The organism is Longimicrobiaceae bacterium (genome assembly GCA_035936415.1).
Classification (GTDB): domain Bacteria; phylum Gemmatimonadota; class Gemmatimonadetes; order Longimicrobiales; family Longimicrobiaceae; genus JAFAYN01.
In genome coordinates this window covers 1-22,664 of sequence record DASYWD010000625.1, presented here as the reverse complement: position 1 = coordinate 22,664, position 22,664 = coordinate 1, and the positions used below count along the sequence as shown (strand labels likewise).

The 22,664-nt window shown below is 71.5% G+C and carries 27 protein-coding genes; all 27 read left to right on the top strand.

Annotated elements, in window-relative coordinates:
* The first annotated feature begins 52 nt into the window (after positions 1-52).
* Positions 53-997 carry a carbamate kinase gene (locus VGR37_25075; protein HEV2150695.1) on the top strand — a complete coding sequence of 315 codons (945 nt, stop codon included), beginning with the start codon at positions 53-55 and terminating at the stop codon, positions 995-997.
* Between the two features lie 107 nt (positions 998-1,104).
* Entirely contained in the window at positions 1,105-2,247 is a 1,143-nt protein-coding gene (sucC, locus tag VGR37_25070; protein ID HEV2150694.1) for an ADP-forming succinate--CoA ligase subunit beta, read from the top strand.
* Complete coding sequence (sucD, locus tag VGR37_25065) at positions 2,244-3,113, top strand: succinate--CoA ligase subunit alpha (protein HEV2150693.1); 870 nt, start codon at positions 2,244-2,246, stop codon at positions 3,111-3,113. The genes sucC and sucD overlap by 4 nt, the downstream gene beginning before the upstream one ends.
* A 41-nt stretch (positions 3,114-3,154) precedes the next feature.
* Entirely contained in the window at positions 3,155-4,030 is an 876-nt protein-coding gene (locus VGR37_25060) for a CBS domain-containing protein (protein ID HEV2150692.1), read from the top strand.
* Between the two features lie 42 nt (positions 4,031-4,072).
* The gene (gene ndk / locus VGR37_25055; protein HEV2150691.1) at positions 4,073-4,492 is read left to right on the top strand and encodes a nucleoside-diphosphate kinase; all 420 of its coding nucleotides are present in this window, start codon (positions 4,073-4,075) and stop codon (positions 4,490-4,492) included.
* Positions 4,493-4,568: 76 nt separating this feature from the next.
* Positions 4,569-4,928 (top strand): phage holin family protein, encoded by a 360-nt coding sequence (locus VGR37_25050; protein HEV2150690.1) that lies wholly within the window; start codon positions 4,569-4,571, stop codon positions 4,926-4,928.
* A 210-nt stretch (positions 4,929-5,138) separates the two neighbouring features.
* Positions 5,139-5,525 (top strand): DUF177 domain-containing protein, encoded by a 387-nt coding sequence (locus VGR37_25045; GenBank protein HEV2150689.1) that lies wholly within the window; start codon positions 5,139-5,141, stop codon positions 5,523-5,525.
* Positions 5,526-5,549: 24 nt separating this feature from the next.
* Positions 5,550-5,732, top strand: a complete 183-nt coding sequence (gene rpmF / locus VGR37_25040; protein HEV2150688.1) for a 50S ribosomal protein L32 — start codon at positions 5,550-5,552, stop codon at positions 5,730-5,732.
* A gap of 18 nt (positions 5,733-5,750) precedes the next feature.
* Positions 5,751-6,746 (top strand): phosphate acyltransferase PlsX, encoded by a 996-nt coding sequence (gene plsX / locus VGR37_25035; protein ID HEV2150687.1) that lies wholly within the window; start codon positions 5,751-5,753, stop codon positions 6,744-6,746.
* Complete coding sequence (locus VGR37_25030; protein ID HEV2150686.1) at positions 6,743-7,741, top strand: beta-ketoacyl-ACP synthase III; 999 nt, start codon at positions 6,743-6,745, stop codon at positions 7,739-7,741. Before plsX ends, VGR37_25030 begins: the two co-directional genes overlap by 4 nt.
* A gap of 2 nt (positions 7,742-7,743) precedes the next feature.
* Positions 7,744-8,688 (top strand): ACP S-malonyltransferase, encoded by a 945-nt coding sequence (gene fabD / locus VGR37_25025; protein HEV2150685.1) that lies wholly within the window; start codon positions 7,744-7,746, stop codon positions 8,686-8,688.
* Positions 8,685-9,422, top strand: coding sequence for a 3-oxoacyl-ACP reductase FabG (fabG, locus tag VGR37_25020; GenBank protein HEV2150684.1), 738 nt, complete (start codon positions 8,685-8,687; stop codon positions 9,420-9,422). Before fabD ends, fabG begins: the two co-directional genes overlap by 4 nt.
* Before the next feature lie 75 nt (positions 9,423-9,497).
* Positions 9,498-9,734, top strand: coding sequence for an acyl carrier protein (locus VGR37_25015; protein HEV2150683.1), 237 nt, complete (start codon positions 9,498-9,500; stop codon positions 9,732-9,734).
* A gap of 209 nt (positions 9,735-9,943) precedes the next feature.
* On the top strand, positions 9,944-11,191 hold the full coding sequence (gene fabF, locus VGR37_25010; protein ID HEV2150682.1) for a beta-ketoacyl-ACP synthase II: 1,248 nt from the start codon (positions 9,944-9,946) through the stop codon (positions 11,189-11,191).
* Between the two features lie 198 nt (positions 11,192-11,389).
* The gene (ispF, locus tag VGR37_25005; protein ID HEV2150681.1) at positions 11,390-11,905 is read left to right on the top strand and encodes a 2-C-methyl-D-erythritol 2,4-cyclodiphosphate synthase; all 516 of its coding nucleotides are present in this window, start codon (positions 11,390-11,392) and stop codon (positions 11,903-11,905) included.
* A 27-nt stretch (positions 11,906-11,932) separates the two neighbouring features.
* Positions 11,933-12,586, top strand: coding sequence for a DedA family protein (locus tag VGR37_25000; GenBank protein ID HEV2150680.1), 654 nt, complete (start codon positions 11,933-11,935; stop codon positions 12,584-12,586).
* Positions 12,583-13,491 carry a site-specific tyrosine recombinase XerD gene (xerD, locus tag VGR37_24995; GenBank protein HEV2150679.1) on the top strand — a complete coding sequence of 303 codons (909 nt, stop codon included), beginning with the start codon at positions 12,583-12,585 and terminating at the stop codon, positions 13,489-13,491. The genes VGR37_25000 and xerD overlap by 4 nt, the downstream gene beginning before the upstream one ends.
* Positions 13,492-13,519: 28 nt before the next feature.
* A complete protein-coding gene (locus VGR37_24990; protein HEV2150678.1) occupies positions 13,520-13,816 on the top strand; it encodes a nucleotidyltransferase domain-containing protein in 297 nt (98 codons plus the stop codon).
* A 93-nt stretch (positions 13,817-13,909) separates the two neighbouring features.
* Positions 13,910-14,485, top strand: a complete 576-nt coding sequence (locus VGR37_24985) for an aminodeoxychorismate/anthranilate synthase component II (GenBank protein HEV2150677.1) — start codon at positions 13,910-13,912, stop codon at positions 14,483-14,485.
* On the top strand, positions 14,482-15,990 hold the full coding sequence (locus VGR37_24980; GenBank protein ID HEV2150676.1) for a polymer-forming cytoskeletal protein: 1,509 nt from the start codon (positions 14,482-14,484) through the stop codon (positions 15,988-15,990). The genes VGR37_24985 and VGR37_24980 overlap by 4 nt, the downstream gene beginning before the upstream one ends.
* 171 nt (positions 15,991-16,161) lie before the next feature.
* Positions 16,162-16,923: a 3-deoxy-manno-octulosonate cytidylyltransferase gene (gene kdsB / locus VGR37_24975; protein HEV2150675.1), complete on the top strand. Its 762-nt coding sequence runs from the start codon at positions 16,162-16,164 to the stop codon at positions 16,921-16,923.
* A gap of 35 nt (positions 16,924-16,958) precedes the next feature.
* Complete coding sequence (locus tag VGR37_24970) at positions 16,959-18,635, top strand: CTP synthase (GenBank protein HEV2150674.1); 1,677 nt, start codon at positions 16,959-16,961, stop codon at positions 18,633-18,635.
* Entirely contained in the window at positions 18,632-19,498 is an 867-nt protein-coding gene (gene kdsA, locus VGR37_24965) for a 3-deoxy-8-phosphooctulonate synthase (GenBank protein ID HEV2150673.1), read from the top strand. Before VGR37_24970 ends, kdsA begins: the two co-directional genes overlap by 4 nt.
* Positions 19,491-20,063: an HAD family hydrolase gene (locus tag VGR37_24960; GenBank protein HEV2150672.1), complete on the top strand. Its 573-nt coding sequence runs from the start codon at positions 19,491-19,493 to the stop codon at positions 20,061-20,063. Before kdsA ends, VGR37_24960 begins: the two co-directional genes overlap by 8 nt.
* On the top strand, positions 20,060-21,067 hold the full coding sequence (locus VGR37_24955; GenBank protein HEV2150671.1) for a KpsF/GutQ family sugar-phosphate isomerase: 1,008 nt from the start codon (positions 20,060-20,062) through the stop codon (positions 21,065-21,067). The genes VGR37_24960 and VGR37_24955 overlap by 4 nt, the downstream gene beginning before the upstream one ends.
* Entirely contained in the window at positions 21,067-21,633 is a 567-nt protein-coding gene (gene lptC, locus VGR37_24950; GenBank protein HEV2150670.1) for an LPS export ABC transporter periplasmic protein LptC, read from the top strand. The genes VGR37_24955 and lptC overlap by 1 nt, the downstream gene beginning before the upstream one ends.
* Positions 21,633-22,664: OstA-like protein (locus VGR37_24945; GenBank protein HEV2150669.1), on the top strand; the 1,032-nt coding region annotated here is incomplete at its 3' end. The genes lptC and VGR37_24945, both read left to right, overlap by 1 nt.

The following is a 22,664-nucleotide window of genomic DNA, read 5'->3' as shown; positions in this document are numbered from 1 at the left end:
CTTGCCGCTGGGGGAGCCCCGGCTTATCATCAGCCCCGCTGAAGAGGACCCCTTGGCGGTACGGACCATCGTCGTGGCGCTGGGCGGGAACGCGCTGGCGCAGCCCGGAGAGGAAGGGACCATCACCGAGCAGTTCCGCCACACGCGGGAGAGTCTCGGCGCCGTGGTGGAGCTGGCGCGGGACGGGTGGCGGATCGCCCTCGTGCACGGCAACGGCCCGCAGGTGGGGAACGAGCTGGTTCGCAACGAGAGGTCACGGCACGTGGTGCCGCCGCTCCCGCTGGGCGTGCTGGTGGCGGGGACGGAGGGATGGATCGGCTACATGATCCAGCAGTCGCTCCAGAACGCGCTTCGGCGGGCGGGGGTGGACCGGCAGGTGGTCACCCTGGTGACGCAGGTGCGGGTGGACCCGGCGGACCCCGAGATGCGGCGCCCGTCCAAGCCCATCGGCCGGACCACGGACGAGGCCACCGCCCGCGAGCTGGCCCGGGAGATGGGCGGGGAGGTGACGCAGACCAGGGGAGGGTGGCGGCGGGTGGTCCCCTCGCCGCGGCCGCTGGAGATCGTGGAGAGCCCCATGATCCGCTCCCTCGTGGAGGAGGGGCACCTGGTGATCGCCGCCGGCGGGGGAGGGTGCCCGGTCTACGTGGACCCGGAGCTGGGGCTGGAGGGGGTGGACGCGGTGGTGGACAAGGACCGCGCAGCCGCCATCCTGGGGCACGACATCGGCGCCGAGGTGCTGGTGATCCTGACCGACGTCGAGTGCGTCTACCTGGACTACGGCACCCCGGAGCAGCGCGCCATCCGCCGCCTGACGCTGGACGCCGCCGACGAGCTACTCCGGAGCGGCGAGCTGGGCTCCGGGAGCATGGCCCCCAAGGTGGAGGCCGCCGCCGACTTCGTCCGGCGCGGCGGGACGCGCGCCATCATCGCCCGGCTGGACCAGGGGCGGGAGGCGGTGGGGGGGGAGGCGGGGACGGAGATCGTGGGGGAATGAAGAATGTAGAATGCAGAATGTAGAAAGGGGCTCCTCGCGGCCGTACTTTCTTCATTCTTCATTCTTCGTTCTACATTCGTTTTTTCTCATTCCAAACCGACGGTGGCATGAACATCCACGAATACCAGGCGAAGGAGCTCCTCGCCGCGCAGGGGATCCCGGTCCCCATGGGCGAGGTCGCGACCACGCCCGAACAGGCCGAGGAGATCGCCCGCCGGCTGGGCGGGCCCGTGATGGTCAAGGCCCAGGTGCACGCGGGCGGCCGCGGCAAGGCGGGCGGCGTCAAGTTCTGCCCCACGCCGGAGCAGGCGCGGGAGAAGGCGCAGGACATCCTGGGGATGGACATCAAGGGGCTGACGGTCGAGAAGGTACTGGTCGCCCCCGCGGCGGACATCGCCACCGAGGCCTACGTCGGCATCATCGTGGACCGCGCCAGCAGGAAACCGGTCTTCATGGTCTCGTCGGAGGGCGGCATCGACATCGAGGAGGTAGCCGCCACCAACCCCGAGGCCATCTTCAAGCTCCCGGTGGATCCCCGGTACGGGCTGCTCCCGCACCAGGCCTACCTCATGGCGACCCGGCTGTACCAGGATCCCAAGCAGCAGCGCGCCGCCGCGAAGATCCTGCAGCAGCTCTACACCGCCTTCATGGACGCGGGCGCCTCGCTGGCCGAGATCAACCCGCTGATCTCCACGCCCGAGGGCGAGGTCCTGGCGATCGACGCCAAGTTCAACATCGACGACAACGAGCTCTTCCGTAAGCCGGAGATCGAGGCGCTCCGCGACGAGTCGTCCGAGGCCCCGGCCGAGGTGCAGGCCCGCGAGGCGGGGCTGACCTTCATCAAGCTGGACGGCAACGTCGGCTGCTGCGTGAACGGCGCCGGGCTGGCGATGGCCACCATGGACCTGGTGAAGTACTACGGCGGCGATCCCGCCAACTTCCTGGACATCGGCGGGTCGTCCAACCCCGAGAAGGTGGTGAGCGCGCTCAAGATCATCACCAGCGACCCGAGCGTGAAGGCCATCCTGTTCAACATCTTCGGGGGGATCACGCGCACCGACGACGTCGCGAACGGGATCGTGACCGCCACCCGGATGATCGACATCAACGTTCCCATCGTGATCCGCCTGACCGGCACCAACGAGGAGATCGCCGTGAAGATCCTGGCAGACGCCGGCTTCAGCGCGATGACCGACATGGACGAGGCCGTGCAGCGGGCGGTCGCTTTGGCCAAGGGAGAGGCCCAGTGAGCATCTTCATCGACAACGACACCCGCCTGGTCGTCCAGGGGATCACGGGCCGCGACGGCTCGTTCCACGCGAAGCAGATGATCGAGTACGGCACCCAGGTGGTCGCGGGCGTCACCCCCGGAAAGGGCGGTCAGACGTTCGAGGGCCAGGTGCCCATCTTCAACACCGTGGCAGAGGCGGTCCGGGAGGGCGGCGCAAACACCTCGGTCATCTACGTGCCCCCCGCCTTCGCGGCCGACGCCATGTTCGAGGCGGCCGACGCCGGGATCGAGTTCATCGTCTGCATCACCGAGGGCGTCCCGGTGCTGGACATGACCCGGGTGCGGCCCTACGTGCAGGAGAAGGGCGCGCGCCTCCTGGGCCCCAACTGCCCCGGGCTCCTTTCCGCCGGGAAGAGCAAGGTCGGGATCATCCCCGGCCACATCACCCAGCCCGGCCCCGTCGGCCTGGTCTCCAAGTCGGGGACGCTGACCTACGAGGTGGTCTACAAGCTCAAGGGCGCGGGGATCGGCACCACCACCTGCGTCGGCATCGGCGGCGACCCCATCAACGGGACCAGCTTCATCGACTGCCTGGCGGCCTTCGAGGCGGACCCCGAGACCAAGGCCATCGTCATGCTGGGCGAGATCGGCGGCACCGACGAGCAGGAGGCGGCCGCCTACGTCAAGGAGAACGTGACCAAGCCGGTCGTCGGCTTCATCGCCGGGCAGACGGCGCCCCCGGGCCGCCGCATGGGCCACGCCGGGGCGATCATCTCCGGCTCGGCCGGGACCGCCGAGGAGAAGATCGGCGCCTTCCGCGACAACGGGATCGGCGTCGCGAAGCGTCCGGTGGACGTGGTGGGCCTCATCCAGGAGGTCCTCTGAGCGAGGGCGCGAAGGGCGGGCGCGAGCTCCGGCTGACCGAGGTGCTTCGGCCGGAGCACGTTCTCGCCCCGCTGGAGGTGGACTCGGTCCACGGCGCGGTCGCCGCCCTGGTGCGGCGGCTGCACGAGACCGGCGCGGTCCGCGAGCCCGAGCGGCTGCAGGGGCTCTTCGCCGAGAACCGTATCCGCGACGTGATCCACGTCGGGGAGAGAGTGCTCCTCCCGCACCTGCGCACGGATGCGGTCCCGCAGCTGGTGGTGGCGCTCGGGGTCACTCCGCGCCCCCTCCCCGCCACCTCGCGGGACCCGGTCGGGACCGCGCAGGTGGTGGTGCTGGTCCTCGCCCCGCCCGCCGCCAACGACCTGTACCTGCAGACGGTGGCGGCGCTCGCGCGGGTGCTCCGCCACGACGAGACGGTGGCACGCCTCGCGGCGGCCCGCACCCCGGACGAGGTGCTGGCGGTGGGAGAGATCCGCGAGCTCGCCATCCAGCCGCGCCTCCTGGTGCGGGACGTGATGACCCCGCGGGTGTACCGCGTCTCGCCGGACACGCCGGTGCGGGAGCTGCTGGAGCTGGTCAGCGCGCACCGGCTCCGGGCCGTCCCCGTGGTGGGCGAGGAGCGCGAGGTGCTGGGGATGGTGACCGACCGCGACCTCCTCCGCCACCTCCTCCCGGCCGCGCTGCGCGCGGGGGAGGGAGGGGACCGCGCCACGGGCTCCCCCGACGAGCTCAGGGTGCGCGACGTGATGTCGCGCTCCGTGATGTGCATCTCCGAGGACCAGGGGCTGGCCGAGGTCGCCTCCGTGATGGTCAACAAAGACGTGGAGCGCCTCCCCGTGGTGCACGACGGGAAGCTCACCGGCTTCCTCACCCGGGGGGACATCCTCCGCAAGCTCTTCGGCTTCCGGCCGCGCTGAGCGGCCGTTCAACGAAACAACCGACACACCCGATACGGACCCATGTCACGTACCCTCGCCATCATCAAGCCGGACGCCGTCGCGGCGGGCAACGCCGGGAAGATCATCGCCCACCTGGAGGGCGCCGGCTTCCGCATCGTCGCCATGAAGATGGTCCACCTGGACCGCGAGCAGGCCGGCGAGTTCTACGCCGTGCACCGCGAGCGCCCCTTCTACGGCGAGCTGGTGGAGTTCATGACCTCCGGCCCCAGCATCCCCATGGCCCTGGAGGCCGACGACGCCGTCGCCCGCTACCGCGAGACGATCGGCGCCACGGACCCCGCCGAGGCCGCGGAGGGTACGATCCGCCGGCTGTACGCGGAGTCCAAGGGGCGGAACGCCGTGCACGGCTCCGACTCCGACGAGAACGCCGCGAACGAGATCCGCTTCTTCTTCGGCGACGACCTGCCGGGCGCCCGCTGAGGCGTCCCGGCGGTCGGCGGGGAGGGACGCGGCGCCGCCGCGTCCCTCCCGTTTTTTCCCTCTGCCCCTGCCGACCGTGAACCTCCTCCTTCGCTGGCTCGCCTCCGCGGCCGCCGTCTGGGTGGCCACCCGCCTGGTCCCCGGGATCCGGGTCGAGGGCGGGATCGAGACGCTCCTCGTCGTCGCGCTGATCCTGGGGCTGGCCAACGCGCTGGTCCGCCCGCTGCTCAAGTTCTTCGCCTGCGGGCTGATCGTCCTCACCCTGGGGCTCTTCCTCCTGGTGATCAACGCGGCCATGCTCCTCCTGGTGGAGGTGCTCGCCAACGCGCTGGGATACGGCTTCACGGTGGATGGGTTCGGGGCGGCGCTGCTGGGCTCCATCGTCATCAGCGTGGTCTCGTACGTACTGTCGCTGCTCTTCACGGACGACGACTAGCGCTCCGCCGCCCCGTCGTCACCCCGTGCTGTCGGATGGGGGCCGTTTCCTTGACACTGCGCGGCATTTCCCCTATTTTTCCGGTTTATGCTGAATCTCAGCCTCGGCGCGGTTTCCCGCGGGGAAGTGCAGGTCCGGGAGCAGGTCCCGCCCGACCACCCGATATGGGAAGGAACGGAGGTCCGGCTCGCCGGGCCCCTGGAAGTGGAGTTGAGCGCCCGCGCGGTCGGTCAGGGAGTCTTCCTGCGCGGCGCGGTGCGCGGCACCCTCCGCGTCCCCTGCCGGCGCTGCCTGGCCGAGACCGAGGCCGAGCTCGACGAGGAGGTGGACTTCCTCTTCGACGAGCTGCAGGACGACGAGGAAGCAGAGATCGCGGGGGAGGTCTACCCCCTCCCCCCGCGCGGCGACGAGCTGGACCTTACCGAGGCGGTCCGCGAGCAGGTCCTGCTCCGCGTCCCGCGGTACGTCGTCTGCCGCGAGGAGTGCCGGGGCCTGTGCCCGCAGTGCGGCGCCGACCTGAACGCGGCGCCGTGCGACTGCGTTCCGGACGAGGGCGACTCGCCCTGGGACGCGCTGAAGAAGATCACGTTCGACTGACCCATAGCCACCCGAGGGGTTCCGATGGCCGTACCCAAGAAGCGCCAGTCCAAGCAGCGCCAGCGCAAGCGGCGCACCCACGTGAAGGCGGCCATGCCGACCTTCGGTGCGTGCCCCCAGTGCGGCGACCCGCACGTTCCTCACCGCGTCTGCGCGAATTGCGGCTACTACCGCAACGAGCAGCGCGTGGAAGTGGAAGAGTTCTAGCGCGCGGAACGCCGACAGATGCGGATCGCGCTTGACGCGATGGGCTCCGACCGTGCCCCCTCCGTGGAGATCGAGGGTGCGGTCGGAGCTTTGCGTGAGCTGGAGGGAGAGTTCCGGATCGTGCTGGTGGGCGACCAGGAGCGGATCGAGGCCGAGCTGGCGCGCCACCCGGACGCGCCGCGCGACCGGATCGACGTGGTCCACGCTCCCGGGCGGATCGAGATGGGAGACTCTCCCGCGCACGCGATCCGTCGGAAGCAGGACTCGTCCATGGTGGTCGGCCTGAACCTGCAGAAGCGGGGGGAGGCGGACGCCTTCATCAGCGCGGGCTCCACCGGCGCCGCCATGGCCGGGTCGGTGATGCTCCTGGGGGTGCTCCCCGGGGTGGACCGCCCCGCCGTCGGCACGGTCCTCCCGACCGCCTCCGGGCACACCCTGATGATCGATGGCGGCGCCAACGTCGACACCCGCCCTCAGCACCTCCTCCAGTTCGCCTACCTCGGGACCATCTACGCCCGCGACCTCATGGGGGTCGAGCAGCCGCGCGTGGGCCTGCTGAACATCGGGGAGGAGCCGGAGAAGGGGGACGAGCGCGCCGTGGAGGCGCACCGGCTCCTGGCCGCGGCGGAGGGGATCCACTTCGTCGGGAACGTGGAGGGGCGCGGCGTGATCCACGGCCAGTGCGACGTCCTTGTCTGCGACGGCTTCGTCGGAAACGTCCTCCTCAAGTTCTACGAGTCGGTGGCGGGGTTCATGCTCGGCCTGCTCCGCCGCGAGATGGCCGAGGCGAAGGTGGAGTTGGACCTCACGCGGATGTTCCACACCCTCGACTACACCGAGTACGGCGGCGCTCCGCTCCTGGGGGTGAACGGGGTGACCATCATCTGCCACGGCGGGTCCCCCCCTCGCGCCATCCGCAACGCCATCCGCGTCGCCGCCCAGGCGGTGGACCGCGAGATGGTCTCCCACATCGAGCGCGCCCTTTCCCGCCGCACCGAAGCCTCCAGCACATGAGCGTCAAGAACGGCCGTCCCCGTGCCCGCGTGGTGTCCACCGGGCGCTTCAACCCGCCCCGCGTGGTCTCCAACGCGGAGCTGGAGAAGACGGTGGACACCTCCGACGAGTGGATCCGCACCCGCACCGGGATCCGCGAGCGCCGCCTCGCCGACCCCGGCGTGGGCGCCGCCGACATGGCCGCCGACGCGGCGCGGGTCGCGCTGGAGCGCGCCGGGCTGGACGCGAAGGACGTGGACATGGTCCTCGTCTCCACCGCGACGCCGGACCGCCTCCTCCCCTCCACCGCGTGCGACGTGCAGGCGCTGCTGGGCGCCTCGAACGCGGGAGCGTACGACTTCGCCACCGCGTGCTCCGGGTTCCTCTACGGGCTGTCCATGGCCGAGGCGCACATCGTCGCCGGACAGGCGGAGACGGTGCTGGTGATCGCGACCGAGCGGATGAGCTCCATCGTGGACTGGGGCGACCGCTCCACCTGCGTCCTCTTCGGCGACGGGGCGGGCGCGGCGGTGGTCCGTCCGGCGGAGGACGAGCGGGGAATCCTGTCCAGCTTCATGAAGTCCGACGGGACGCTGGCGGAGCTCCTCTACCGCCCGGGCGGCGGCGCGAAGATCCCCTTCGACCTCGCGGTGCTCGACGAGAAGTCGCACCTGGTGAAGATGGCGGGGCCGGAGGTGTTCAAGGCCGCGGTGCGCTCCATGTGCGAGGCCGCCGAGCAGGCGCTCCGGCGCGCCGGCGTCACGGCGGAGGAGATCGACCTCCTGGTCCCCCACCAGGCGAACATCCGCATCATCGAGTCGACGGCCAAGTACGCCGGGATGCCGATGGACAAGGTCTTCGTCAACGTGGACCGCTACGGGAACATGAGCTCCGCCTCCGTCCCGGTGGCGCTGGACGAGGCGCGCGAGCAGGGGCGGATCGGGGATGGCTCGCTGGTGCTGATGGTGGCCTTCGGCGCCGGCTTCACGTGGGCTGCGAACGTGGTGCGGATGTGAGCATGGAGGAGAGGATCGGGCTCCTCTTCCCGGGCCAGGGGTCGCAGGCCGTCGGGATGGGCCGGGAGCTGGCGGAGCGGTACCCGGAGGCCCGCGAGGCCTTCGAGGAGGCGGACGACGCGCTGGGCTTCGCGCTCTCCCGCCTCTGCTGGGAGGGGCCCGACGAGGAGCTGAGGCGGACGCGCAACGCGCAGCCCGCGCTCCTGGTGCACAGCGCGGCCGCCTGGCGGGTGCTGCAGCGCCACGGCGTGGAGCCGGTGGCGGCGGCGGGGCACTCGCTCGGGGAGTTCAGCGCGTATCTGGCCGCCGGGAGCCTGGCCTTCGCGGACGCGGTGCGCACCGTGCGCCGCCGCGGCGAGCTGATGTACGAGGCGGGCCAGGCGCGCCCCGGCACGATGGCGGCGGTGCTCGGACTGGACGACGACGTGGTGGAGGGGGTCTGCCGCGAGGCCTCCTCCGGCGGGAGCGAGGTCGCCGCCGCGAACTTCAACGCCCCCGGCCAGGTGGTGGTCTCGGGCGACGTGGACGCGGTCGAGCGCGCCAGCGCGCTCCTCGTCTCCGCCGGAGCGAAGAAGGTCAGCGGCCTGAGCGTCTCCGGCGCCTTCCACTCTCCGCTCATGGCTCCCGCGGAGGAGGGGCTCAGCGCGCACCTCCAGGGGGTCGAGTTCGGGGCTCCCGCCTTCCCAGTGGTCTCGAACGTCACCGCGGCCCCCGTGACCGACCCCGCCGAGGCGAAGATCCTCCTGGTCCGCCAGCTCACCTCCACGGTGCGCTGGACCGACTCCGTGCGCACCCTGCTGCAGCTGGGCGCTACGCGCTTCCTGGAAGTGGGGCCGGGGAAGGTGCTCACCGGGATGCTCAAGCGGATCGACCGCGCCGCCGAGGGGCGGGGCGTACCGCTCGGGACGCCCGAGGCGATCGAAGCGTACCTTCAGCAGAGGGGATGATGGAGCTACAGGGTCAGGTGGCACTGGTGACGGGGGGCTCCCGTGGAATCGGACTTGCGGTCGCCGCGGAGCTCGCTTCCGCGGGGGCTCGCGTGGCCGTCGTCGCGCGCGACGAGGCGCGGGCGCAGGCGGCGGCGGAGGGGCTCCCGGGCGAGGGGCACCGCGGCTACGGCGCCGACGTGGCGGACGCGGAGGCGGTGAACGCCCTCGTCAAGCGGGTGGAGGAGGAGATGGGGAGCCTGGACGTCCTGGTGAACAACGCGGGCCTCACGCGCGACAACGTCCTCATGCGGATCAAGGACGAGGACTGGGACGCGGTGCTGGACACCAACCTGCGCGGGGCCTTCAACACCATCCGCGCGGCCTCGCGGGGGATGATGAAGCGCCGCTCCGGCCGGGTGATCAACGTCAGCAGCGTCGTGGGGATCACCGGGAACAAGGGGCAGGCGAACTACGCGGCCTCCAAGGCGGGGCTGATCGGGCTGACCAAGTCGGTCGCGAAGGAGCTCGCGTCGCGCGGGGTCCTTGTCAACGCGGTCGCGCCGGGATATATCGAGACCGACATGACGGCGGACCTCCCCGAGGCCGCGCGCGACGCGCTCTCGTCGCAGATCGCGCTCGGCCGGCTGGGGAGGCCGGAGGACATCGCCCCGGTGGTCCGCTTCCTGGCGGGTCCGGGGGCCTCCTACGTCACCGGCCAGGTGCTGGTGGTGGACGGAGGGATGGTGATGTAGGCAGGGGAGCGGCGGGGAGGAGGCGCGCCCCGGCGGTTTTGGACGGACTCACGGCAACTACCAAGGAGAACAGCGATGGCTGACATCGAGCAGAAGGTCAAGGACATCATCATCAACGAGCTGGGCGTGGACGCGGAGAAGGTCACCCCGGAGGCTTCCTTCGTGGAGGACCTGGGCGCCGACTCGCTGGACACCGTCGAGCTGGTGATGGCCTTCGAGGAGGAGTTCGGGATGGAGATCCCGGACGAGGACGCGGAGAAGCTCCAGACCGTCGGTGACGCCATCAGCTACATCCAGAACAACCAGGGGTAGTCGGTAAGCGGCTCGATAAACGCCGCAACTCTGCGTTGCCCTGCGGGCGGCTCCCTGCGGCGTGAAACGACCACGCCTCAGTCGCCGTCCTCGGGCGCCTTGATTTGCGGCGTTTCTCTTCGCCGAGTCATCTTCTTGAAAATGAAAACTGCTGAACGGGCCCGCGGGCCTGTTCAGCAGAATGCTTTTACCGATATCCGGAGCGGTTGATGAAACGCCGTGTCGTGATCACCGGGACGGGGCTGGTCTCCCCCGTGGGGCTGGACGTCCAGTCGAGCTGGACGGCACTCCTCGAGGGGCGCAGTGGCGCCGGTCCCATCACCCACTTCGACCCGTCCGCCTACTCCGTGCGCTTCGCGTGCGAGGTCAAGGCGTTCGACCCCGCGGAGTACATCGACCGCAAGGAGGTCAAGCGGACCGACCGCTTCTCGCAATTCGCCATCGCGGCCTCGGTGCAGGCGATGCGCGAGGCCGGGCTGGACGACGGGCTCGACGGCGTGGACCCGGAGCGCGTCGGGGTGATCGTCGGGAGCGGGATCGGCGGGATCAACACCTTCGAGGAGCAGACGGCGAAGCTCCTGTCCCGCGGGCCGGACCGGGTCTCCCCGTTCTTCGTCCCCATGTTCATCTCCGACATCGCGGCGGGGCTGGTCTCCATCCGCTACGGGGCCAAGGGGCCGAACTACTGCACCGTCTCGGCCTGCGCCTCCGGGGCGCACGCCATCGGGAACGCGATGCAGGCGATCCGCTACGGAGAGGCGGACGTGATGATCTGCGGAGGCACGGAGGCGGCGGTGAGCCCCACCGCCATCGCCGGCTTCGCCAACATGAAGGCGCTCTCGGAGCGGAACGACTCGCCGGAAACGGCGAGCCGACCCTTCGACGCCACCCGCGACGGCTTCGTGCTCGGCGAGGGCGCGGGGATGCTGGTGCTGGAGGAGCTGGAGCACGCCCGCGCCCGCGGCGCCACCATCATCGCCGAAGTGGCCGGGTACGGGCAGACGGCGGACGCGTACCACATCACCTCCCCGGCGGAAGGCGGCGAGGGAGCCGTCCGGGCCATGCGCATCGCGCTGCGCGACGCGGGCGCGGCTCCGGAGGACGTGGACTACGTCAACGCGCACGGCACCTCCACGCCGGCGAACGACCGCAACGAGACCGCGGCGATCAAGACCGTGCTCGGCGAGCGGGCGCGGGAGATCATCGTCGGCTCCACCAAGTCCATGACCGGGCACACGCTCGGCGCCGCGGGCGGCGTGGAGGGGGTGATCTCCGCGCTGGTCTGCCGCGAGGGCGTGATCCCGCCCACGATCAACTACGAGCACCCCGACCCGGAGCTCGACCTGAACTACGGGACCGGGGGAGCGACGGAGCGGGCGGTGAAGCTGGCGCTCAGCAACTCCTTCGGCTTTGGGGGCCACAACGTCTGCCTGGCGATCCGGCGGTTCGACGGCTGACGCGGCGGGGATGGAGCGCGAAGGAGGGGGCGGCCTGGAATCCCGGGCCGCCCCCTCTTCTCGTGGCGCTCCCGGGGAGCTCGTCGGCCCCTGGCGCCTGCCCGTTGCTCCCGCCTTCGAGAGGGCGTTATTGTTGCTCCCGCCGCGGGGCCGCGGCACCCGCGGCGCGGGCCGACGAACCGAGGAGATGAGCGCGGAATGCGGATCGGGCACGGATACGACTCCCATCGCTTCGCCGAGGGGCGCAGGCTGATCCTGGGCGGGGTGGAGATCCCCCACGACAGAGGCCTTGCCGGGCACTCCGACGCGGACGCGGTGACGCACGCCGTCACCGACGCGCTGCTCGGGGCCTCCGGACTGGGAGACATCGGCCGGCACTTCCCCCCGTCGGACCCGCGCTGGAAGGACGCCGACTCCATGCAGCTCCTCGGCCGCGTCGTGCGGCTGCTGGAGGGGCGAAACTACCAGCCGGTGAACGTGGACGTCACCGTGGTCGCCGAAGCGCCCCGGGTCGGGCCGCACGCGGACGCCATGCGCGAGCGGCTGGCCGCGGTGCTCGGGATCTCGCCGGAGCACGTTTCGGTGAAGGGGAAGACCAACGAGGGGATGGGGTGGATCGGCCGCGGCGAGGGGATCGCGGTCTTCGCCGTCGCGCTGCTGGACCACATGGAGCCGATGGACGCGTTCCTCGCGCGGGAGCGCGCGGGCGACTGATGCGGGCTCCCACGCGGGCCGCCGGCGGTGGGTAGCCTTCTCGACTGGCTGCTCCAGCGGATGCTGGCGTTCCCGGAGCAGGTCATCTACCTCGTCGTGGGTACCTTCGCGCTGGTCGAGAACGTCTTCCCGCCCGTCCCGGCCGACGTGGTCGCCCTGTTCGGCGGCTTCCTGGCGGGGCACGGCGCGGCGAACGCCTGGGGCGTGTTCCTGGTGGTCTGGATCTCCAACGTGGCGGGCGCGCTCTTCGTGTACTGGGTGGGCCGGGCGTACGGCGCCCGGTTCTTCGCCACCCACTGGGGCGGGTACCTCCTGCGGCCGCACCAGGTCCGGAAGCTCGACGCCTTCTACCGGCAGCGGGGAACGGTGGTGATCTTCGTGAGCCGCTTCCTCCCCATGTTCCGCGCAGTGGTCCCCGCCTTCGCGGGGATGAGCCGCATCGGGTGGGTCCGCGCCGCGCTTCCCATCGCCATCGCGTCCGCGCTCTGGTACGGGCTCGTGGTCTACCTGGGCGCAACCGCGGGCCGGAACTGGGATGCGATCCGCCAGGGGCTGGAGTCCGCGGGGCGCTGGGTCTACGTCGTGGCGCTGCTGCTCCTGGCCGTCGTCGCCCGATGGTGGTGGAAGAGCCGCCACGACGCCGGAGGGGAAGCCGCGGGCGAATGGGAGGAGGCCCCGTGAGCACCGAGTCCATCCGCCGCGAGTTCCACGTGGCGCGCTTCGTGGACCACCTGCGCTTCGAGCGTGGCCTTTCCGAGCTGACGGTGGGCGCCTACGAGCACGACGTGGTGCGGCTGGCGTCGTTCTCGCGCACCCTGGACCGGATCACCCCGGCCGACGTCACGACGCAGGACCTGCGCGCCTTCATCCTCCTCCTCAAGGACGTGGGGCTGGCGCCGTCCAGCATCGCCCGGAACGTCTCGGCGGTGCGGACGTACTTCGGCTTCCTCCTGGCCGAGAACCTGGTGGTCTCCGACCCCAGCGAGCGGATCGAGCCGCCGCGGGGGTGGAAGACGCTCCCGGCCGTGCTCAGCGTGGCGGAGATCGAGAAGCTGCTCGACGCGCCAGACCTCAGCCACGCGCTCGCCTGGCGGGACCGCGCGATGCTCGAGTTCGCCTACGCCAGCGGGGTGCGCGTCTCCGAGCTGATCGACCTGCAGGTGCGCAACCTGGCGATGGAGGAGGAGTTCGCGCTGGTGTTCGGCAAAGGAGGCAAGGAGCGGCTGGTCCCCATCGGGCGGCGGGCGATCGGCGCGCTCTCGATCTACCTCCGCGAGACCCGGCCGCGGCTGGAGAAGGGGCAGGGGGAGGGCCGCGTCTTCCTGAACGCCCGCGGAACGCCGCTCACCCGCATGGGGGTATGGAAGATCCTCCGCCAGCACGTGGAGACCGCGGGGATCGAGAAGCACGTTTCGCCGCACACGCTGCGGCACTCCTTCGCGACCCATCTCCTCGAAGGCGGGGCGGACCTGGTGGCGGTGCAGGAGATGCTGGGCCACGCGGACATCTCCACCACGCAGGTGTACACCCACGTGGACCGGCGCTACCTGGCCGAGGTGCACCGGAGCTTCCACCCGAGGGCGTGAGCCCGGGCCTGGCTGAACGGGAGCAGCGATGAACATCGAAGTTCCAGCCGACCGGATCGAGGCTTTCTGCCGGAAGTGGCAGATCCGCGAGTTCGCCCTGTTCGGGTCCGTGCTCCGCGACGACTTCCGCCCGGACAGCGACGTCGACGTGCTCGTCACCTTCGACGAGGACGCACAGTACTCCCTGTTCGATCTCGGCGAGATGAACATGGAACTGGAAGCCATGTTCGGCCGCCGGGTGGATCTCGTCCAGAAGGAGCTGATCGAAAACCCATTCCGCCGCCACCACATCCTTGCTAACCACAGAGTCGTCTATGCGGTCTGAGGAGCGGGATGCCGCGTCTTTGTGGGACATGCTCGACCCTTCGCGCTGGACGGCGACACCCCTCCAAACCACTTCAAGCAATTCAGGTATCTCGTGATCCTGGTTATCGATAACTACGACAGCTTCACCTGGAATCTGGTGCAGTACCTCGGGGAGCTGGGAACGGATCCCGTGGTCCGGCGCAACGACGAGCTCTCGGTCGAGGAGATCGAGGCGCTGGCGCCGGAGCGCATCGTCATCTCCCCCGGACCGTGCACGCCGAATGAGGCCGGCGTCTCGGTGGACGTGATCCGGCGGCTGGGTCCCACCACGCCCATCCTCGGCGTCTGCCTGGGGCACCAGTCCATCGGCGCGGCGTACGGCGGCGAGGTCGTGCGCGCGAAGCGGGTGATGCACGGGAAGACGTCACCCATCCGCCACGCGGGGGAGGGGATCTTCCGCGGCCTCCCGTCGCCGCTGCAGGTGGCCCGGTACCACTCGCTGGTGATCGAGCCCTCCACCCTGCCGGCGGAGCTGGAGGTCCTCGCCACCACCGACGAGCCGGGACACGAGGACGAGATCCAGGCGGTGCGGCACCGGGAGCACCCCGTCTGTGGGGTGCAGTTCCACCCGGAGTCGGTCGCCAGCGAGCACGGGCACGCCCTTCTCCGCAACTTCCTGGATCAATGACCGCTCCGCGGCCCGGCCTCCTCCTCGCCCTGCTCGTCTGCGCACTCGCCACCGTGCCCCCGCTCCGCGCGCAGGAGGTGCGGCTGGAGGGGATGGCGGACAGCCGCGCCGTCCGCCTGGTCCGTGAGATCCTGGCGGCGGAGAACTACCTGCGCCTGGACCGCGACACCGTGCTTTCCGCGGACTTCCGCACGGCGGGCGACCTGCTGGTGGTGGACGCGGACGTGCGGCTGGAGGGCACGGTGCAGGGGAGCGTGGCGGTGCTCGGGGGGGCACTCTACGTCCGGCCGGGAGCGACGGTCATCGGACCCATCGTCAACCTGGGCGGTGAGGTGTATCCCTCCGGGCTCGCCGAGATAGGGGAGATCGTCGGGGCGGAGCCCGACCTGCGGGTCGCGGTGGAGCTCGACGGCGCGGGCGCGCGGGTCCGCGTCACGCCCCCGCCGGGACAGCGCCCGCGGCTCGCCTGGCCTGGATTCTTCGGGGTGCGGATCCCCACGTACGACCGGGTGAACGGCCTGAACCTTTCCGCCGGGCCCTCGTTCCTGGTCACCGGCGACCCGCAGGGGCCGCGGCTGGACGCGTGGCTCACGTACTACACCGCCCGGAGCGACTTCGGCGGCGGGGTGGCGGCCCGGACGCCGATCAGACCCGGGGTCCGGCTGGAGGCGCGCGCCGAGCGGGCGGTATTCACCAACGAGGCGTGGGCGCGCGGCGACCTGTCCAACACGCTCGGCTCGCTCCTGCTGGGCAACGACTACCGTGACTACTGGGAGTCCGACCGCCTCTCGGTCACGCTGGAGCGCTTCCACGAGGAGCCGCTGGCCGAGGGGGAGCTTGTGCTGGAGCCGCGGATCTCCGTGATGGCTATGCGCGACCGGTCGCTCCGCAACCGGAACCCGTGGTCGCTGCTCGGCGACCTCGACCGGGCGAACCTCCCGGTGCTGGAGACGGAGTGGGCCTCCGCGCTGGCCGGCACCGGCTTCCGCTGGGTGGGCCGCACCGCCGCCTTCACCGGCGACGCGGCCCTGGAGCGGGCGATCCCGGGCGTTTCGGACGGGGTGGACTTCACGCAGTGGACCGCCGACGGGCTCTGGACGATGCAGGCGCTGTGGCGGCACACGCTCGGCGTCCGCTTCCACGCCCTGGGCACCCTCGGCGGCGAGGCGGCGCCCCCGCAACGCTGGAGCTTCGTCGGCGGCTCTCCCACGCTCACCACCCTGGAGGTGGCGGAGCTCCGCGGCGACAACCTGGTCTTCGTGGAATCCACCTACGGGATCCCGCTCCCCCCGCGCCTGGCGCTCCCCGTGCTCGGCCCCCCCACCTTCCGCCTCACGCATGCCGTGGGCTCCGCCTGGGTCACCGGGGAGCCGGTGCCCGCGTGGGAGCAGAACCTTGGCGCGGGCCTGTTCTTCTCCGTCGCGAGGGTCGAGTTCTACATCAACCCCGCGGCGGACGGCCTGGACCCGGAGTTCACCTTCGGAGTCGTCCTCCCGTCGTTCTGACCCCCTCCCCCGGCCCCTCCCCGCAAGGGGGAGGGGAGCCCGGCGCCCGCGCCAGCGGGGGACACGCCCGAACCGGTCGGAAGCCGTTTTGACAAAGCCCCCCGGACCGGCTATCTTCCATGGCGTGATTATTGCTAGCGCCCGCCTCGCCTTCCGTCGGTGAACACACCGATGAGCCTCCCCGTTCTCGGGATCATTCCCGCCCGGATCGGCTCCTCCCGCCTCCCCCGAAAACCGCTCCACCCCCTCGCCGGACGGCCGCTCATCGAGTGGGTCTGGCGCGGCGCCGTCGCGATGGACCTGCTGGACGAGGTGGTGGTCGCCACCGACAGCGAGGAGGTCGCGGCCGTAGTGCGTGCGTTCGGCGGAAAGGCGGAGATGACGGCGGAGGACCACCCCTCCGGGACGGACCGGGTGGCCGAGGTGGCGCGCCGCCCGGAGTACGGCGCCTTCCCGGTGGTGGTGAACGTCCAGGGCGACGAGCCCTTCCTGCGGCGCGACCAGGTGGAGGCGGCGCTGGGGTGCGTCCGGGACGGCGGGTGGGAGATCGGCACCGTGGCGGTCCCGATCTCGACGGTGGAGGAGTGGCGCGAGCCGTCGGTCGTGAAGGTGGTCCGGGGCGCGGACGGAGGGGCTCTCCTCTTCTCCCGGGCCCCGGTCCCGTTCCGGCGCGACGGCGACCCGGACCCCGCGGAGCTGGCGAGCGGGCCGTACCTGCGCCACCTGGGCATCTACGCCTACCGGCGCGACGCGCTGCTGCGCTGGGTGGCCCTCCCCGAGGGGGAGCTGGAGCGAATCGAGCGGCTGGAGCAGCTCCGGCCGCTCGCCGCGGGGATGCGGATCGGGGTGGGGATCGCGGCGGCGGGCGAGGGGGGGATCGACACGCCCACCGACGCCGAGCGCGCCGGGCGCGTCCTGGCCGGTGCAGTCTGAGAGCGAGCAACTTCGAGAAGCGCAAGAGCGAGCGAATGATCGATCCGAACAGCGTTCCGACCAAGTACATCTTCGTCACCGGCGGCGTCGTCTCCTCCCTGGGAAAGGGGATCGCCGCGGCCTCGATCGGTCGGCTGCTCGTGGAGCGCGGGCTCCGGGTGACGATCCAGAAGTTCGACCCATACATCAACGTCGACCCGGGCACACTCTCGCCCTTCCAGCACGGCGAGGTGTTCGTCACCGAGGACGGGGCCGAGACCGACCTGGACCTGGGGCACTACGAGCGGTTCGTGGGGGAGAGCCTGACGCAGGCCAACTCCATCACCACGGGGCGCATCTACCAGGACGTGATCAACAAGGAGCGCCGGGGCGAGTACCTGGGCGCCACGGTGCAGGTGATCCCGCACATCACCGACGCCATCAAGGGGGCCGTCCGCCGGCTGGCCCCGAACCACGACGTGGTCATCACCGAGATCGGCGGGACGGTGGGCGACATCGAGTCGCTCCCCTTCCTGGAGGCCATCCGGCAGTACCGGCAGGAGGTGGGGCGGGAGCACACGCTCTTCGTCCACCTGACCCTGCTCCCGTACATCGCCGCGGCGGGCGAGGTGAAGACCAAGCCCACGCAGCACTCCGTTCGCGAGCTGATGGAGATCGGGATCCAGCCCGACGTCCTCCTCTGCCGGAGCGAGCGCAGCGTCGACCCGGAGGTCCGGCGCAAGATCGCCCTCTTCTGCAACGTGGACGTGGCGGCGGTCATCGAGGCCAGGGACGTCGACACCATCTACGAGGTGCCGCTGGAGTACGCCCGCCAGCGCCTGGACGACCTGGTCTGCCAGAAGCTGGGGCTGGAGACGCGCCGCCCCGACCTCGCCGAGTGGAAGTCGCTCGTCCAGCGGATCAAGGAGCCGGGGAACGGCACCGTCCGGATCGCGGTGGTCGGCAAGTACGTGGCGCTGGTGGACTCGTACAAGTCGGTGCAGGAGGCGCTGATCCACGGCGGGATCGCTAACGACGTGGGGGTCGAGATCGACTGGCTCTCCTCCGAGGACTTCGAGAACGGCCAGAGCGCGGAGAAGCTCACCGACTACCACGGGCTCCTGATCCCCGGCGGCTTCGGGGTGCGCGGGGTGGAGGGGATGCTCTCCGCCATCCGCTGGGCGCGTGAGAACGGCCTCCCCTTCTTCGGCGTCTGCCTGGGGCTGCAGACGGCGGTGATCGAGTTCTCGCGCTCCGTCTGCGGGATCTCCGGCGCGCACTCCACCGAGTGGGACCGCGAGACCACGGATCCCGTGATCTGCCTGATGAACTCGCAGCGCGAGGTCACGGACATGGGCGGCACGCAGCGGCTGGGCGCCATGACGGCGCGGCTGAAGCCGGGCTCCCGCGCGGCGGAGATCTACGGCTCGCAGGAGATCAGCGAGCGCCACCGCCACCGCTACGAGGTCAACAACGCCTACCGCGACGTGCTGGCGGAGCAGGGGATGCGCGTCAGCGGCGTGTCGCCGGACGGCAACCTGGTGGAGATGGTGGAGCTCCCGGAGCACCCCTGGTTCGTCGCCACGCAGGCGCACCCGGAGCTGAAGTCCCGCCCGGACCGCCCGCACCCGCTCTTCGCCTCCTTCGTCGCCGCGGCGGTCCGCCGGCGCGAGGGCGAGGCCGCGCCCATGTTCCGGGAGGACCACGCCCCGGTGGCGGAGGCCGCGCGGTGAGCGGAGCCGTGTCGGGGACCGGCGCCATGGCGGCGTCGGCGGTGGCGGAGCTGTTCCGCGTGGGCGGCCCCTTCTTCCTGATCGCGGGGCCGTGCGTGCTGGAGGACGAGCGGCTCAACCTGGAGGTGGGGGAGGCGCTCGCTCGCCTCGGGGACGACCTGGGGTTGCCGGTGCTCTTCAAGGCCTCGTTCGACAAGGCGAACCGCTCCTCCGCCGGGTCCCCGCGCGGGCCGGGGATGGAGGAGGGGCTGGAGCGGCTGGCGAAGGTGGGGCGGGCCACCGGGCTCCCGCTCCTTACCGACGTGCACGAGCCGGCGCAGTGCGCCGCGGTGGCCGAGGTGGCGGACGTGCTCCAGGTTCCCGCCTTCCTCTGCCGGCAGACCGACCTGCTCGTGGCGGCCGGCGCCACGGGACGGCCGGTGAACGTCAAGAAGGGGCAGTGGATGGGGCCGCAGGAGATGCGCGGCGCCGCGGCCAAGCTGCGCTCTGCGGGCGCGGCCGGCGTGGCGGTGACGGAGCGCGGCACCTTCTTCGGCTACGGCAACCTGGTGGTGGACATGCGCTCCTTCCCGCAGATGCGGGAGGCGTGCGACGCCCCCACCGTGTTCGACGGGACCCACTCGGTGCAGCGCCCCGGCGAGGGCCCGGGGGTGAGCGGCGGGGAGCCGCGCTTCATCCCGGGCCTGGTGCGCGCGGCCGTGGCGGCCGGCGCCGACGCGCTCTTCCTGGAGACGCACCCGGAGCCGTCGCGCGCGCCCTCGGACGCCACCAACATGCTCCCGCTGGGAGGCCTGCGCGCGCTGGTGGAGGAGGTCCTGGCGATCCGCGCGGCGATCGGGGCGGGGGAGCGGACCGGTGGCTGAGGCGGCGCGGCGGATCCCGGAGGAGCTTGCCCGCCGGATCCGGCTGGTGGTGCTGGACGTGGACGGGGTGATGACGGACGGCGGCATCTACCTGGGGGCGCTCGACTCCGGCGAGCGGGTGGAGATGAAGCGCTTCGAGATCCAGGACGGGCTGGGGATCAGGCTGTTGCAGGAGGCGGGGATCACCTGCGCCATCGTGACCGGGCGCGAGTCGCACGCGGTGCGGCTCCGCGCGGAGGAGCTGGGGATCGTGGAGTGCCACCAGGACCCCACCGCCGCCAAGCTCCGCATCGTGCGGGATCTCCTGGAGCGGCTGAGCGTCGCCTGGGAGGAGGCCGCGTTCCTGGGGGACGACCTCCCGGACCTCGCCATCCTCCGGCGCGTGGGGCTCCCGGCCGCGGTGGGGAACGCCACCCCCGAGGCGCGGGCGAGCGCCGCCTGGCAGGGGGAGCGCAGCGGCGGGCACGGCGCCGTGCGCGAGTTCGCGGAGGCGCTGCTGACGGCCCGCGGCGAGTGGGCGGAGCGGGTGGAGGCGTACGTGCGCGACCGGGAGGCGGGACTGTGAGCGCCACCGCGGCGGAACCGTCGCTGCGGTCGGGCGCCCTCTCCGTCGCCGAGACGCTGGAGCGCGCCCGGCGCGTGATCCGCATGGAGGCCGACGCGGTCGCCGCGCTGGAGGCGCGCATCGACGACATCTTCGCGGCGGTGGTGGAGGCGATCCTGGAGTCGCCGGGGCGCGTGATCGTGTCCGGGATCGGCAAGTCCGGGATCGTGGGGCGCAAGATCGCGGCGACCCTCACCTCCACGGGAACGCAGGCCGTCTTCCTCCACCCGGTCGAAGCGATGCACGGTGACCTGGGGATCGTCGGGAGCGGCGACGTCGCCATCCTCCTCTCCAAGAGCGGGGAGTCGGAGGAGCTGCACGGGCTCCTGGAGTACCTGGGGCGGAGCGGCGTCCGCGTGGTCGCCATGACCGGGCGCGCGGGCTCGTCGCTGGCCCGGCACGCGGACTGGGTGCTGGACTGCTCGGTGGCCGAGGAGGCGTGCCCGCACGACCTGGCGCCCACCTGCTCCACGACCGCCGCGCTGGCGATGGGGGACGCGCTCGCCGTCGCCCTGCTCCTGCGCCGGGGCTTCGGGCGGGACGACTTCGCCCGTCTGCACCCCGGCGGCTCGCTGGGCCGGCGGCTCCTGGTGCGGGTGCGCGACGTGATGCTCACGGACGCCCTCCCGCTCCTTCCGCCCACCGCGACCATGCGGGAGTGCACCGTGCTCCTGGCCGAGAAGCGCGGGACCGTGGCAGTGGTGGACGGAGAGCGCACCCTGCTGGGCGTCGTGACCTCCGGCGACCTCACGCGGCTGATCGAGCGCGAGGAACACTTTTTTGGTACCGTCGTATCTGATGTCATGACAACGGATCCCAAGACCGCCGAGCCCGACGCGCTCGCCGCCGCCGCCGCGGGGGTGATGGAGCGCCACGGCGTCATGGCCCTCCCCGTGGTGGGGGAGGACCGGCGCGTCCTGGGAATGGTGCACCTCCACGACCTGATGCGGGCCGGGGCCGTCTGATGCCGCGAATCCACCGAACCGTCGTCCTCGCGGGGCTCGTCCTCGCCGCCGCCTGTCGGCAGGAGACTACCGTCCCCACGCAGCAGGACCGGCTGGCGGAGCTGAACGTGGACCAGGTCATCTACGGGCTGCAGCACGTGGTGACCAACCAGGGCGTCCGTAAGGCGGTGATGAGCGGCGACACCGCGTACTTCCGCGACGCCGACTCCAGCGTGGACCTCAAGGGCGTGAAGCTGGACTTCTTCAACGAGACGACCGGCGCCACCGCGGGGACGCTCACCTCCCGCACCGGGAAGTACGACATGCGCACCGGGGCGATGACCGCCACCGGCAACGCGGTGCTCACGCTGCAGGGGCCGGAGGGGACGCGCACCATCAGCTCGGAGGAGCTGCACTACGACGTCCAGGGGAACCGCATCTGGAGCGACAAGCCCACCGTGATGCGCGAGGGGGCCCGCGAGGTGCGGGGGACCAGCTTCGAGTCGGACGCCAAGTTCCAGAGCGTCAGGGTCCATCGGGCGGAGGTCTCGGGCCCCGCGCCCGGCGGCGGCGAGGTCCGCTTCTGATGAAGCGCCTCCTTCTCCTCCCGCTCGTTCTCCTGTGCGCCCTGCCCGCGGGTGCGGATGCGCAGGCCGGCGAGTGCGTGCTGCGCGAGAACCGCTACGTGGACCGCCAGGATCTGGGTGGGTTCTCGTTCGTGGCCGTCGCGGGACCGCTCCGGGTGGAGTGCTCCGGGGGAACCACGCTTCGCGCGGACAGCGCCGCGGTGTACGAGGCGTCCAACGAGGTCCAGCTCTTCGGGAACGTGGACTACCGTGATCCCACGCGCACGCTGACGTCGAGCTACGCCACCTACTCGTCGGCGACCGGGCGGCTGTACGCCACCGGCAACGTGGTCTTCACGGATCTCACGCGTGGCTCCACGCTCCGCGGCCCGGAGCTGGAGTACTTCCGGGTTATGCCGGGGCGGCCGCAGGCGCAGGTGATCGCCGGGCAGCGCCCGCACCTGACGGTGGTCCCCAGCAGCGGGGAGAGCCGCGAGCCGCTGGAGATCGACGGAGACCGGATCACCACCGTGGGCGAGAACTTCTTCTCCGCCTCCGGGAACGTGGTCATCCACCGGAGCGACCTGGACGCCACCGCCGCCGAGGCCACGCACGACGCCACGGCGGGGACGCTCAACCTCCGCGGCAACGCCCGGATCCGGGGCGAGCGCTTCGACCTTTCGGGGCAGACGGTGGACGCCACCCTCCCGAAGAACCGCCTGGAGCGCGTGGTCGCCCGGCGCGACGCGGAACTGGCCAGCGAGAAGCTGCGGGTGGACGGGCCGGAGATCCAGCTCTACTTCGCCGACGACCTGCTGCAGCGCATGGTGACGCGCCGGCTCGGGGGCGTGCGCACCGCGGCGGACACCGCCGTCGGCGGACGCGCAGACCGCCCGCTGGTAGCCGCCACCGGCGGGCTCGTCCTGGAGGCCGACTCCGTGGAAGCGGTGCTCCCGGGCCAGGTGCTGGAGCGGGTGACCGCCATCGGCCGGGCGCACGGGGAGACCGTGGACACCGCGGGCAGGCCGCCCGCCGCCACCGGGCCGCGGGCC

What these genes read in the sequence shown, in the direction of transcription:
- sucC (HEV2150694.1), top strand. Translation starts at nt 1,105, where the DNA reads ATGAACATCCACGAATACCAGGCGAAGGAGCTCCTCGCCGCGCAGGGG.
- ndk (HEV2150691.1), top strand. Translation starts at nt 4,073, where the DNA reads ATGTCACGTACCCTCGCCATCATCAAGCCGGACGCCGTCGCGGCGGGC.
- rpmF (HEV2150688.1), top strand. Translation starts at nt 5,550, where the DNA reads ATGGCCGTACCCAAGAAGCGCCAGTCCAAGCAGCGCCAGCGCAAGCGG.
- plsX (HEV2150687.1), top strand. Translation starts at nt 5,751, where the DNA reads ATGCGGATCGCGCTTGACGCGATGGGCTCCGACCGTGCCCCCTCCGTG.
- VGR37_25030 (HEV2150686.1), top strand. Translation starts at nt 6,743, where the DNA reads ATGAGCGTCAAGAACGGCCGTCCCCGTGCCCGCGTGGTGTCCACCGGG.
- fabD (HEV2150685.1), top strand. Translation starts at nt 7,744, where the DNA reads ATGGAGGAGAGGATCGGGCTCCTCTTCCCGGGCCAGGGGTCGCAGGCC.
- fabG (HEV2150684.1), top strand. Translation starts at nt 8,685, where the DNA reads ATGATGGAGCTACAGGGTCAGGTGGCACTGGTGACGGGGGGCTCCCGT.
- VGR37_25015 (HEV2150683.1), top strand. Translation starts at nt 9,498, where the DNA reads ATGGCTGACATCGAGCAGAAGGTCAAGGACATCATCATCAACGAGCTG.
- fabF (HEV2150682.1), top strand. Translation starts at nt 9,944, where the DNA reads ATGAAACGCCGTGTCGTGATCACCGGGACGGGGCTGGTCTCCCCCGTG.
- ispF (HEV2150681.1), top strand. Translation starts at nt 11,390, where the DNA reads ATGCGGATCGGGCACGGATACGACTCCCATCGCTTCGCCGAGGGGCGC.
- VGR37_24990 (HEV2150678.1), top strand. Translation starts at nt 13,520, where the DNA reads ATGAACATCGAAGTTCCAGCCGACCGGATCGAGGCTTTCTGCCGGAAG.
- VGR37_24980 (HEV2150676.1), top strand. Translation starts at nt 14,482, where the DNA reads ATGACCGCTCCGCGGCCCGGCCTCCTCCTCGCCCTGCTCGTCTGCGCA.
- kdsB (HEV2150675.1), top strand. Translation starts at nt 16,162, where the DNA reads ATGAGCCTCCCCGTTCTCGGGATCATTCCCGCCCGGATCGGCTCCTCC.
- VGR37_24970 (HEV2150674.1), top strand. Translation starts at nt 16,959, where the DNA reads ATGATCGATCCGAACAGCGTTCCGACCAAGTACATCTTCGTCACCGGC.
- lptC (HEV2150670.1), top strand. Translation starts at nt 21,067, where the DNA reads ATGCCGCGAATCCACCGAACCGTCGTCCTCGCGGGGCTCGTCCTCGCC.